Below are 12,141 nucleotides of genomic sequence, written 5' to 3'. Positions count from 1 at the left end.
GCGGTCGTCGGAGCCGGCGTGCTCGGCGAAGCACTTGGACATGACGACGCTGATCAGTGGGATTTCGTTCTGCGGACGCGAGGATGCGTGATCATGTGACGCCGCCCATCCTCTTCTTGCACGGCGTGTTCGGTAAGCCGGTGCTGTTACGTCTGTGGATGCGCTTCTTCGAAGAAGCGCATCCACCTGTCACGCCCCGGTGCTGCCCGGACGCGAGCCCCACGGACCGTGGAGTCTTGAGCCGGTCCGGGTTGCGCGAGAGTTTCGGGAGGGTGATGGCGGCACAGGAGGCGTGTGCCGGGCAGCCGATCGTGATCGGCCACAGTATGGGGGCCTCCTCGGCCAGAAGCTCGCGGCTGCGACCGACTGTGTCGCGCTTGTTCTGCTGGCATCCATTCCCCCGGTGTGCTGTGGCCACAACTGCGTCCCCTGCCGCACCTGTTCCCCGTCCTTCCAGCCGTTCTCGCCGGACGGGCTTTCCTTCCGTCGGCACGCACGATGCGGCATGTCCCGTTGAGTACCCTTCCACGCGCCGAGCAAGACGCGCTTGCCCCAGAGTTCGGTACTCCCGTCACGCGAGTCAAGGCCGCGGACGTCCGCTGTCCTGGTCCTGGTCGTGAGCGCGGGCTCGGATCGCAATGTCGCGCCATGGCTGTCTAGGCGGCTCGCTGCGCGCTACGGAGCCGAGCACCAAGTGCACCCGGCACTGCCACACTGGATCATCGCGGAGTCGGCCCTCCCGGACGTCGCTCCTCCGGTGCTGGCCTGGCTGCGAAGTCCACAGGGTGGATGGGGCAGGGCCACGCCGGCCTCCTGACGGCTGACCAATCGTCAGGATGCCGACGGCCCTGGTGTCCGCTTCCTGGAGCACGACGGGTCTGGTTTCTCATCGCGGGTTCGTCGTCACACGGCGAGAGGTGCCGGTGACGGCTCTTCGGGGCGCGCTGCGCGCGACTGCCGGCCTGTCGAGCATTGTGGACAACGCTGTGGACAGAGCGACGCGTTCGTCAGGGACGGCTCCGTAACTTCTCCATGCGATGAACCTGTCCGGTCGTACCAGGACGGCGCCGTTCTGGCCGATGTCGCGATAACGGGGTCAGCCGTTGTCGTTCTCGGCCGTGGGCGGGCTGCTCGAGCCGCCGGTCGCAAGTCTCATCAAGTCCGAGTCGAAGTCGATCGCTCCGAATTCCGGGTCGGCGCCCTCGGCTCGTGCTCTGCCGGCGAAGTCGTGCTGGTAACCGTGCCAGGCACCCTGCACGATCGCGCCGGTGACACCGGAGGCGATCAACGCGGCGAGTTCGACGGCGGCACGGTCGATCCGGGCACCGAGCGCACGGTCGCTCCAATCTTCTGAAGCCGCGTATACCGCAGTCGGAATGGTCAGTGTGCGCATGAACGCGAACAGCGGGCGCATCTGCTCGTCCGGGACCAGCGCGTGGCGCGCGCTGCCACCGGTCGCGGTGAGTGCGACCGGTTTGGCGATGAGCAGGTCGTTGCCGAGGACGTCGATGAACGAAGTGAACAGGCCGGCGACGCCCGCCTTGTACACGGGCGTGGCGGCGATGACAGCGTCGGCGCCGCCGAGCCGCTCGATCGCTTCCCGCAGGCCCTTGCCCGGCACACCGGTGACGGTCGCCCTGGCGATCTCGACGGCCAGGCTGCGGAGTTCGATCGTACGTACGTTGGCGCTGACATCCTTGGCTGCGAGCAGGTCGATGGTCTTCTGCGCGAGCCGGTCGGCGAGCAGCCGGGATGAGGACGGCTCGCTGACGCCCGCGCTCACGATCACGATCGTGCGCTGTGTCATGGCGTTGTCGGGCCTTTCTCGATCAGCAGGGAGCAGAGATCACGCAGTGTTCGCAACTGGTCGGCGTCCAGAGCGTGGGTCATGGCCTCGGCGACCTTGCGGCCGTGCCGGAGCCCGGTCCGCCGCTGAAGCACCTGGCCTTGTTCGGTGAGCAGCACCCGGCTGGCCCTGGCGTCTTCGGGGTCGGGACTTTTCCTGAGCAGGCCCCGTTTCTCGAGTCTGGATACCAACTTCGACATTCCCGGCTGGGTGACCATCACTCGCTGATTGATCTCCGACATACGGAGTCCGGCGGGCGCCTTGGACAGCGTGTAAAGCACGTCATACTCGAGTTCTGACACGTCTTCCCAGACGTCATCGGCGACGAACTTCCTCGCCAGGGTGCTCTGCGCGCGCAACAGCGCTTCCCATGCCTGATTCGCCGGCGAGACGTCTCGGTGCGCCATCACAACGCGGGGTAGACGGCCGGCGTGGCGTCGGCGGCGTCCTGGTAGGGCGAGGTGCCGGTGAGGTTGTCGCCGCGGTTGGCGTTGGGGCGGGGTTGCCGAGCCGGCTGGTCACCGTACTTGGCCTTCACCAGGCTCTGGTGCGTCGGGGCGTCCGGCACTCCCGGTTCCCGGCGTGCCCGCGTCTCCTTGCGCAATACCGGCACGACCTCCTCGGCGAGCAGGTCGATCTGCTTGAGCGCACTGGACAACGGCAGACCGATGCCGTCCACCACCCACAGTTGACGCTGGTAGTCGCCGAACTGGTCGTGGAAGCCGAGCGTCTTGTCGATGACCTCTTGAGGGCTTCCCACGCTCAGCGGCGTGGCCTGTGCGAAGTCCTCCAGCGAGGAGCTCATCCCGAGGATGGGGCTGCCGTCGAAGTAGGGGCGGAACTCGCGGTACGCGTCTTGCGAACGGTGGGCGATGTAGGCGTGCCCGCCCAGTCCGACGATCGCGTCCTGAGGGCGACCGTGCCCGTAGTGCTCGAACCGCTGCCGGTAGAAGTTGACCAACGGCACGAAGTTCCCGTTCGGCGCGAGGATGTTGTTGGCGAAGAAACCGTTGCCGTAATAGGCGGCCTGCTCGGCGATTTCGGGCGTGCGGATCGATCCGTGCCAGACGAAGGGCGGCACATCGTCCAGAGGCCGAGGAGTCGAGGTGAAACCCTGCAACGGAGTGCGGAACTCGCCCTCCCAATCGACGACGTCCTCCCGCCACAGCCGGTGCAACAGGTTGTAGTTCTCGAGCGCCAGATGAACACCCTTTCGAATGTCCTTTCCGAACCACGGATACACCGGTCCCGTGTTGCCTCGCCCCAGCATCAGATCCAGCCGTCCTTTGGCCAGATGCTGCAACATCACGTAGTCCTCGGCGATTTTCACCGGATCGTTGGTGGTCACCAGCGTTACCGAGGTCGACAGGACGATCCGCCGGGTCAGTGCGGCGATATGTGCCAGCAGAGTGGTCGGTGAGGAGTCGAAGAACGGCGGATTGTGGTGCTCACCGATGGCGAACACGTCCAAGCCGGCCTCGTCCGCGTGTCTCGCCAGAGTGACCGACGCGTCGATCCGCTCGGCTTCACTGGGCGTCTCGCCGCTCACCGGGTCGCGAGTGACGTCGCTCACCGAAAAGATCCCGAACTGCATCAAGCCCTCCCAGGTCCGATCCAAGCTTTCGTCGTCTGCAACATACATAACCTGTCATGTATTCCTGGCGGACCGGGCCGGTCGTCGCCGGTGGTGAAGCCGGACGGAAACAGGGAGTGGCTAGCGTGCGGCGGGCACGAGTCGGATAGCAGAAGAGGTGTCGGATGTCCTTGTCCAAGAAGTTAAGGGGGGCTGCTGCCGGTGCGGCCGCTTTCGGTATGGCGGCGGTTGCTTCCGTCGCGCTTGCCGGTCCCGCGCAGGCCGGAATGAGGTCGTGCGACAACCTGGTGTGCATCGGAATCGACGGTAGCGGCGTCCGGGTCAACTCCGTCACCGCGTCCTTGACCTCCAACAGCCGGTTCTTCGGTCACTTCCACATCTACGGCGGCGGGCTGGAGAAGAACACGCAGATCGACAGTTGGGGGCACCCGGCCAGCTACAAATTGGCGGTCAACCGCAACCTGCCCAATCGGTCCGTGGTCTGCGTCGAAGGCTGGTCGCACGTCAGCGGCCGCTTCGACCTCGTCGGCCGGGCGTGCGGGGAAATCAAGTTCTAGGCAGTCAGTAGCTGAGCCGTCGTTCGATGGTGAAGCGAGGCGTGTGGGCGGCCTCCACGGCCGTCCAGACGTTTGTCGGAGATTCCGTGCCTGACCGTGGTCTGTTCGGCGCGGCCAGGCCACGACGGCAACCGGCCATCCAGCAGAGGAACAAGGCATGGGGGATGAGGCTCGGCGGTCTCGGTACTCGGTATCTGTTCGCCGTATGCCACGCTCCCAGCCCCTCGTCGCATCATGGAGGCCGTATGAGTGCGGAACCGCCGAGGGCAAAGGCGGATTCGGCCGGTTCTTGAAGACCTACGGCTGGCGCGTGTACGCGGTGCCGATCCTCGCGGTGATCACCGCCCTGGTCGTCTTCGACACCGCGACCCGCCCCGCCGAGCCGATCGTCCCCGGCGGGAGGACTCTCGCGGCGTCCGAGGATTCCACCGGTACGCAGGTCGACGGAGGGAGCGATACTCTCTCGGAGAATCCTGCCAAACCGATCGATCTGAAAATCCCGACCGCGGACCTGCCCAAGGGCGGCACCTACACCGAGTCCGGCCAGGGCACCTACCACGCTGTCCAGGGGAGTGGACCGAAGGTCGGCACAGGAAGACTTCATACCTACACCATCGAGGTCGAGGACGGCATCGACCCGGCGAGCTACGCAGGGGACGACAGCTTCGAAACGATGGTTCGGGAGACTCTGGCGAATCCCCGGAGTTGGTCGTGGGATGGGAAGAACGCGCTGCAGCGAGTGGACGCGAGCTTCCCGAATCCGTCCTTCCGCGTCAGTCTCACCACGCCGGGCACGGCGCGCCGTGCTGACGTCTGCGGCTTCCAGATCGCGTACGAGACTTCGTGCTACAGGTCGAGCTTTGACAAGCGTGTGGTCATCAATCTCGCCCGGTGGGTGCGGGGGGCGATGGCGTTCGAGGGCGACATGACCGGGTATCGCCAGTACGCGATCAACCACGAGGTCGGTCACGCCCTGGGCTGGCAACACGTGGGCTGCCTGGACAACGGCGCTATCGCGCCGGTCATGATGCAGCAGACCTTCGGCGTCTCCAACGATTTCGTCGCGCGGCTGAACGACCTGCCAGGCGGGGACCGGGGCAAGGTGCCGGCCGACGGCAAAGTCTGCAAGCCGGGCTCCTGGCCCAGTCCGGCCCCTTAAGGCGTGTCCTGCGGATCTTCACCGGAGACGAAGAACGATGCGCGCAAGGATGATCTCGGCGCGGTGGTAGGCGGCCCGCGTGGCGAAGCGGGTCGCCAAGCCACGGAATTGCTTGAGCCTGTTGAAGCATCGCGCGACGACACTACGCAGTTTGCAGAGGTCAGGGCCGCCGGGCGGCGCGTTCGGGAACGGTGGCCGTGCTGTGCGGGTGCTCAGGCGGGTGCAGGCCTTGTCGGCCGGCACCCGCCCGACCCGTACCCTCCGACCGCCCACATCAATGCCACGGATGTCGTCCGGTAGCGGCAGCAGCCGCGGGTTGTCCCCGGCTTGCCCCGGGGGCAGGATCACCGCCTAGGGCGAGCAGGACGCGTCGATGACCAAGTGGATCTTGGCCCTCAGCCCCCCCGCGAGCGTCCGAGGCGTTCCCCGTCGATTGCGACGTCTTCGATCCAGTCCGCGCAGCCCCCTTTTCCGGGCATCGGCCGCGTGCTGATGAGCCCGGATGCTCGTGGAACGACACTGATCACGAACTCGACGTTGTCCTTAGCGTTCCCAGGGAATCGTCTTTCGACGATCATGGTTGTTCTCGGATGAATCACCTGGCCGATGGCTCAGCGGGGCCGGCGGACCGCCTCGTTTGGTGAACGCGGTCCACTCACTTCTCAAGAAATCGCAAGATCAGCTTGTTGACCTCGTCGGGTTGCTCGATCAAGGGGAAGTGGCCGACGCCGGGCAGCAGGACGCCGTCCGAGCCCGGTGCGAGCATGTTCACGATGTCGATCAGGTCCTGCTCCCCGACGATCGGGTCTTCGCTGCCGTGCAGATAGAGCGTCGGCTGACTCGGCAGATTCGCCAGGAGGGCGCCCATCTCCCATTTCTCCGTTCCGAACGTCTGAGGATCGAAGTTGTCCCGGTAGAGCGCCAGCGCGGACCGCAGGTTTTCCGGGTTTCGCAGACTGTCCTTGCCCGCGTTGCGGTCCTGAGTGGAGTCGAAGCCGGGCACGGAGCCTGACCAGTGGTCCCAGAGCCAGTCCAGGTAAGCGAAATCGTCGGCAGCGACGATCTGGTCCGCCATTGCCATCTGGAAGAAATAGAAGTGGCTGTTCTTGTAGATCTGCCCGGGATCGGCCGCTTTGCGTGCGTAGATCGCGAGCGGTGGGATGTCGAGTACGACGGCCTGCGACCACCTGTCGGGCGAGTGAGCGGCGGCACCCCATGTGGCGAAGGCACCCCAATCGTGGCCGATGATCACCGAGTCCCCGTCGCCGCCAAGGGCATCGTGCAGCGCGTTGGCGTCCGCGATCAGGTTCTCCAGCGACATTCCGTCGGTAGGTACCTGAGTCGGTGCGAAGCCGCGCAGGTTGGGCGCGACCACGCGGTAGCCGACGGCGGCGAGCGCGGGCATGAGATGACGGAAGACGCCGCCGGTCTCGGGGAATCCGTGCAAGCAGAGTACGAGTGGTCCGGAGCCTTCTTCGATGTACGAGAACTCCAGGCCGTTGGCCTTGATGCGGCGTTCGTGCATGTTACATCCTGTCATTGGACCGACCGATCTATTTAGTGAGCGTAGCGCGAGTGGATCGATCGGTCTAGTACTATGTCCTGATGGCAGCCAGCGCGGGAGCACCTCTTGAAGGAACGCGAAGCAAGCTCGTGCGGACGACGTCCCGTCTGATGCAGCGCCAGGGATATCAGGCCACCGGTGTCAAGCAGATCACGCGCGAAGCCGGCGTCTCGCATGGTTCGATGTATCACTTCTTCCCTGGAGGTAAGGACGAACTCGCCGTCGCCGCGGTGCGCCACGCCGAGGCGGAGTTCGCCGAAATGCTCGAGACCGCCTTGGCGGCGCTCCCAGACCCAGCCGACGCGATCGAGCTGGTCACCGCCCGACTGGGCGAGTATTTGCAGCGCTCCGAATGGACGGACGGTTGTCCGATCACGGCTACTGCCCTGGAAACCGCGGGCCGGGTCCCCGAGATCGAGAAGGCCGTGTCTGCGGCCTTCTCGACCTGGCGCGAGCTGGTTGCTGTCAAGCTGATCGGCGCTGGCTTCGCGGAAGGATCCGCCGTCGATCTGGCGTGGACGGTGATCAACACGTTGGAGGGCGCCGAGCTCGCCGCCCAAGTGGAACGAAGTATCGAACCTCTCAGGCTCGCCGGACGGCATCTGCGATTGCTGGTCGACGCGTGTCGCCCTTGATAGGGCGACCTCTGTGAGCACCTCGAGCTGCTTTGGCTGTCAGACAGGGGCGAGAGGTGAAGTCCTCTCTGTGTGACGACGCCCATCCTCGCTCAATTCGGCGAACAGCGTGTCGGCCGCGGCGAGCAGTGACTGCTCTGGCAGAGAGTGGGCGAGGCCGATGTCGGCGACACTTCGCCATACATGGCGAGCCATCGTGCGCCAGAGCAACTGACTCAGCTCAAGGCTCTCCTTGCTCTGGCTCTTCGTGAGCCTGATGTCGCCGTCCGGCTCCGTGTGGGAGTAAAGGGCGGCCAGGCATCTGCGTACCGCCGAATGCACGAATGAAATCGCCCAGTCGTGATTCTCCGGCGTGATCACGCCGCTCTCTTCCAGTGATGCGCGCATCTGAGACATCGTCTTGCGCGCCACTCTCGCACAAAGATTCTCGAATGCCTTCAGTTCCTCTGGTGGTGACGCATGGGATGAACTCTCGTCATTTGGTCTTCTCTCTCCCACTGGAGCCCGCCTCTGAGAGTCGAACGATAGAAGTGTGGACATACCGCTCTCAACGCTAAGGACGTGTGGGTCCTGAGTCAAACAACCGGCAGTGCATGAGAACGGTGAGCAGTGGGACGCAGTCGGTTGTCCTGGGTTCACTCGGCGAATGCGGTGCGAGGCGGTCGTCACACAGGATCATCAAATAGGTGCATGGCGTGCACGACGATGGTGACTCGGTGACGCGAACATCGGGCATCGTAACCTTGATGGGTGACATGTTCGGTGTGATGCGTAGAGAGCGACGCGGGCCTTTACTGCATCGGCGGATGTCGCGGCAATGACCGGTTAAGTTCATGTAACGACGGTTTCGCCGCTTGGGGTGATTTTCCCTGACAAGTCCGTTACAGGAAAGGCTGACAACAATAGAGTTGAGATGCTAATTCTGGCCCGGTGAACCCGTGGCCGTGTGGGCGCGGCATGCTCACGTGGCGAGGACGCATGACTATTGCCGGAATCCGCATCGGTCCTGATTCCGCTCGTCATTCGAAGGAAGCAGTGCGCGCCACCCACTCGAACTGTCTGCGATGGGAGCGGACGCGTAGGGGTGGTCATCGGGGCTCGGCTGGCCGACCGGGTGGGCCCCGACGGCTCCGTGCTGGTCACCGACATCGCGCCGAGTGGATGCGGAACTTGGCCGGACAGAGCACAGTGACCTTGCGTCGTCACGACGTGGTTCGTGACGAGCCACCGTCCGGCGCCTTCGATTTGATCCATGCCCGGCTTGTGCTGATGAATCTGCCCGAGCGACATCTGGTCCACGATGCGTTTCTCGGGTCGCTGCGCTCCCGGGGAGCCGGCCTGACTGGGGGCGAGCGCTTCCCGGTGCACGCTGGCTTCCTTCCGGAAACTGCTCGACGACCCGGCATTCGCCGTGCGTTCCGATCAGCTGATCGGCGTGATAGGCCTGGCGCCCAGGGACCTCCGTCCACGTTGGGGCACCCGGTGATCGAAGCGGTTCGAACGATGACATGGTCCCGCCAGGAAACATGTCGAGCGTGCTGTCTTCGCATACCATGCTAAAACCTGCTGGTTTGATCTACACGGTGGCCAGGAGTGGATCGGTATCGCCTGATGCGGTCGAAGTTATCGATAGGGTCGCTACGGCCTACTACGTTGGGATTGTCGGGTTACTGCGGAAAGGGCTCGGGATGGCTCAGAAAATTCTGGTCGAGGTTGTCGACGACCTGGATGGTGAACAAGCAACGCAGACAGTGCCCTTCGCGCTCGACGGTGTGCGCTATGAAATCGATCTGTCCGAGGACAACGCCGAAACGATGCGAGCCCTGCTCTTCCCCTATGTCCGCGCGGCCACCCGCGTCGGTGGTCGGACGGTCCGGCTGGCAACCGGCCAAGCCGACGGGCGTGACGATGTCGTGAAGATGGCGGTACGAGGGCGTAGCCGGCTCGTGCGAGCTTGGGCTGCCGAGAATGGCTATGCCGTCTCTGAGCGTGGGCGCCTTCCGATGAACGTTTTGAGGGCCTTCAGCGCCGCGTCCGCCGCCCAGCGACACACTGTGGAGAAGGCGGATGACTGAACTCGATGGCGGCGGCGATCGACCGTGGCCGTAGTCAATAGGAGTTAATTCACAACGGAGAAGCGGCAGGACATCGTTCATTCCCGTGCACGCCCAGGGCTTCGACGGAACCGTTTTTGTGTTCTTCATGAGTCCTTCGAGCCCGTCGACCAGCACGGTCGTCATAGTGCGATGACTGTGAAGGACTTGAAACGGAGAAATCGTCGGATGGGTTCCACAATGACCGGCCTGAGTGGTCGATGCTCACTCTATAGTCGTGGTCATGTCTGAACTGGAGCGATCGGCGATGCGGGTGGCCGATTCCGACCGCGAACGAGTAGCGCAACAGCTCTACGAAGCCATGGGTGCAGGACGGCTCAGCACCGGCGAGCTTGAAAGCAGACTCGATCTCGTCTACTCGGCGAAGACCTTCGCCGACTTCGAGTCGGCCGTCGCGGATCTCCCGGCCACATCGTCCGTTCAGTCGGGACATCGGGCTCACAGCGAGTACGGGCCGAGGACGTCGGTCGCGGTCATGTCCGGTATGACGCGGCGGCTCGACGGCGTGGTGCTGGCGGAACACGACAGCAAGGCCTTCTGGGGCAGTGTCCGCCTCGACCTGCGACAGGCCGAGTTCGCCGATGGTGTCTGCATGATCAATGCCGTCGCGATCATGGGCGGGATCAAGATCGTGGTTCCTGACGACATCGTTGTGGATGTCCGCGGTGTCGGGTTGATGGGCGGCTTCGGTGGCGGACAGGGGACGGCAAGGCGGCAAGCGATGGCCGGGGCACCGGTCCTGCACGTCACAGGATTCGCCTGGTGGGGATCGGTGAAGGTGATCCGCAAACCCCGCGAGCGCAAACTGGAGAGCCGGCCCGCGCACCGTTCGTCTCGTAGGGCACGCCGATGAGTCTCTGTTCGCCGTCGATGGTGGCCCAAAGGTGTGTCGGGCCGTGACAGCGACGGACTACGACGTCGTGGTGATCGGTTCCGGATTCGGTGGCAGCGTCGCCGCGCTCAGGCTGACAGAAAAGGGATATCGCGTCGCGGTACTCGAGGCGGGGCGCCGCTTCGCCGACGAGGACTTCGCGAGGTCGTCTTGGAACCTACGGCGCTACCTTTGGGCACCTAGGTTCGGCTGCTTCGGCATCCAGCGTATCCATCTGCTCAAGAACGTCATGATTCTCGCCGGAGCCGGGGTCGGCGGCGGATCACTGGTCTACGCGAACACGTTGTACCGGCCATCATCTCGTTTCTATCAGGACCGGCAGTGGGCTCACATCACCGACTGGGAGGCCGAGCTCGCTCCGCATTACGACGAGGCGAGCCGGATGCTCGGTGTGGTGACCAACCCGACGATCACCCCCGCCGACGAGGTGATCCAGGAGGTCGCCGCGGATATGGGGGTGGCAGGAACCTTCCGCCCCACGCCGGTGGGCGTCTTCCTCGGAATGCCCGGCCGTACTGTCCCGGACCCGTATTTCGGCGGCGCCGGCCCGGCACGGACGGGATGCACGGAGTGCGGCTCGTGCATGACCGGTTGCCGTGTCGGCGCGAAGAACACGCTCGTCAAGAACTACTTGTACCTGGCGGAGAATGCTGGGGCGACCATCGTCCCGTTGACCACGGTCACCGGGCTCGAGGAGCGCGCGGACGGTTCCTTCGTCGTCTCCGCCCGGCAAACCAATGGGGTGATGCGGCGGCGGATCACCGCGGACAAGGTGGTGCTCGCCGCTGGTACGTGGGGAACCCAGAAGCTCCTGCATTCCCTGCGTGACAAGGGTGCGTTGCCGAACCTCTCGCCACGTCTCGGCGAACTGACCCGCACGAATTCGGAAGCCATCATCGGCTCGGCACGGCCGAAGCCCGATCCTCAGCGGGACTTTTCCCGCGGATTGGCCATCACCTCGTCGTTCCATCCCGACGAAACCACCCACATCGAGCCGGTCCGGTATGGCAAGGGCAGCAACGCGATCGGACTGCTGCAGACCGTCGCCACCGACGGAGACGACCCGGCGCCACGATGGTGGCAGTTCGTCCGCCAGGTCCTGCGACACCCGGTCAGGGTCGCGAAGGTCGCTCATGCCCACCGGTGGAGTGAACGAACCTTGATCCTCCTGGTGATGCAGAGTCTCGACAATTCGATCACCACCTACACCACCAGGCGTAGGTTCGGACGCCGTAAATTCACCTCCAGGCAAGGGCACGGCGAACCGAACCCGGCGTTCATCCCTGCCGGTTACCAGGCGAACCAACGGGTCGCAGCCCGGATCGGTGGAGTCGCCGGTGGCACGTGGGGCGAGCTTTTCGGAGTACCTCTCACCGCGCATTTCATCGGCGGAGTCGTGATCGGTGACAATCCCGAGAGCGGCGTCATCGACCCGTATCATCGTGTCTTCGGGCATCCGAGCCTGTCGGTCGTCGATGGATCCGCGATCAGCGCCAACCTCGGCGTCAATCCGTCGCTCACCATCACCGCGCAAGCCGAGCGAGCTTTCTCATGCTGGCCGAACAACGGTGCTCCTGACCCGCGGCCACCGCAGAACGAGGCGTATCGCCGAATCGAACCCATCCCGCCGACCGGTCCGCCAGCGCGTTCGGCTGCTCCCTGACGAACCCGCCGATGGACGCCTGCTGGAGGTCATTCGATTTCGTCGCGGCGGTCCGCGTGGTATTCGACCGTACGACGGTACTCTTACATCGGCTTCAGCACCGAGAATGTCGAGGAG

The 12,141-nt window shown here is 64.4% G+C and carries 12 protein-coding genes; 6 read left to right on the top strand and 6 right to left on the bottom strand.

Annotated features, from left to right (window positions below; translation table 11 throughout):
• Positions 1 to 886: 886 nt before the first annotated feature.
• The 4 genes from ACLARN_RS27495 to ACLARN_RS27480 are packed head-to-tail and all read right to left on the bottom strand — an operon-like array spanning position 887 to position 3,440.
• Positions 887 to 1,081, bottom strand: a complete 195-nt coding sequence (locus ACLARN_RS27495; RefSeq protein ID WP_409494371.1) for a hypothetical protein — start codon at positions 1,079 to 1,081, stop codon at positions 887 to 889.
• A gap of 15 nt (positions 1,082 to 1,096) precedes the next feature.
• A complete protein-coding gene (locus ACLARN_RS27490) occupies positions 1,097 to 1,807 on the bottom strand; it encodes a CE1759 family FMN reductase (protein WP_409494347.1) in 711 nt (236 codons plus the stop codon).
• Positions 1,804 to 2,253 carry a MarR family winged helix-turn-helix transcriptional regulator gene (locus ACLARN_RS27485; RefSeq protein WP_409494346.1) on the bottom strand — a complete coding sequence of 150 codons (450 nt, stop codon included), beginning with the start codon at positions 2,251 to 2,253 and terminating at the stop codon, positions 1,804 to 1,806. The genes ACLARN_RS27490 and ACLARN_RS27485 overlap by 4 nt, the downstream gene beginning before the upstream one ends.
• Entirely contained in the window at positions 2,253 to 3,440 is a 1,188-nt protein-coding gene (locus tag ACLARN_RS27480) for a CE1758 family FMN-dependent luciferase-like monooxygenase (RefSeq protein ID WP_409494345.1), read from the bottom strand. Before ACLARN_RS27480 ends, ACLARN_RS27485 begins: the two co-directional genes overlap by 1 nt.
• A gap of 218 nt (positions 3,441 to 3,658) precedes the next feature.
• Here ACLARN_RS27480 and ACLARN_RS27475 point away from each other — a divergent pair, with 218 nt between their 5' ends.
• Both ACLARN_RS27475 and ACLARN_RS27470 read left to right on the top strand, forming a co-directional pair.
• Positions 3,659 to 3,997, top strand: coding sequence for a hypothetical protein (locus ACLARN_RS27475; protein ID WP_409494344.1), 339 nt, complete (start codon positions 3,659 to 3,661; stop codon positions 3,995 to 3,997).
• A 157-nt stretch (positions 3,998 to 4,154) separates the two neighbouring features.
• Entirely contained in the window at positions 4,155 to 5,156 is a 1,002-nt protein-coding gene (locus ACLARN_RS27470; protein WP_409494343.1) for a DUF3152 domain-containing protein, read from the top strand.
• Between the two features lie 655 nt (positions 5,157 to 5,811).
• On the opposite strand, the gene ACLARN_RS27465 is transcribed toward ACLARN_RS27470, so the two are convergent.
• On the bottom strand, positions 5,812 to 6,681 hold the full coding sequence (locus ACLARN_RS27465) for an alpha/beta fold hydrolase (RefSeq protein WP_409494342.1): 870 nt from the start codon (positions 6,679 to 6,681) through the stop codon (positions 5,812 to 5,814).
• A gap of 80 nt (positions 6,682 to 6,761) precedes the next feature.
• Between ACLARN_RS27465 and ACLARN_RS27460 the strand changes: the two genes are divergently transcribed.
• On the top strand, positions 6,762 to 7,355 hold the full coding sequence (locus tag ACLARN_RS27460) for a TetR/AcrR family transcriptional regulator (protein ID WP_409494341.1): 594 nt from the start codon (positions 6,762 to 6,764) through the stop codon (positions 7,353 to 7,355).
• A 39-nt stretch (positions 7,356 to 7,394) separates the two neighbouring features.
• Here the strand turns inward: ACLARN_RS27460 and ACLARN_RS27455 are convergent, their stop codons facing one another.
• A complete protein-coding gene (locus tag ACLARN_RS27455) occupies positions 7,395 to 7,742 on the bottom strand; it encodes a hypothetical protein (protein ID WP_409494340.1) in 348 nt (115 codons plus the stop codon).
• Between the two features lie 1,139 nt (positions 7,743 to 8,881).
• Here ACLARN_RS27455 and ACLARN_RS27450 point away from each other — a divergent pair.
• The 3 genes from ACLARN_RS27450 to ACLARN_RS27440 all read left to right on the top strand — a co-directional run bounded on the left by ACLARN_RS27450 (position 8,882) and on the right by ACLARN_RS27440 (position 12,024).
• Entirely contained in the window at positions 8,882 to 9,430 is a 549-nt protein-coding gene (locus ACLARN_RS27450) for a histone-like nucleoid-structuring protein Lsr2 (RefSeq protein WP_409494339.1), read from the top strand.
• Positions 9,431 to 9,692: 262 nt separating this feature from the next.
• Complete coding sequence (locus tag ACLARN_RS27445) at positions 9,693 to 10,322, top strand: DUF1707 domain-containing protein (protein WP_409494338.1); 630 nt, start codon at positions 9,693 to 9,695, stop codon at positions 10,320 to 10,322.
• Positions 10,323 to 10,365: 43 nt separating this feature from the next.
• Positions 10,366 to 12,024, top strand: a complete 1,659-nt coding sequence (locus ACLARN_RS27440) for an FAD-dependent oxidoreductase (RefSeq protein WP_409494337.1) — start codon at positions 10,366 to 10,368, stop codon at positions 12,022 to 12,024.
• Positions 12,025 to 12,141 lie beyond the last annotated feature (117 nt).

It is taken from the genome of Amycolatopsis sp. cmx-11-12, from assembly GCF_046269425.1.
Taxonomy (GTDB): domain Bacteria; phylum Actinomycetota; class Actinomycetes; order Mycobacteriales; family Pseudonocardiaceae; genus Amycolatopsis.
This window is presented reverse-complemented; position numbering and strand designations above follow the sequence as displayed.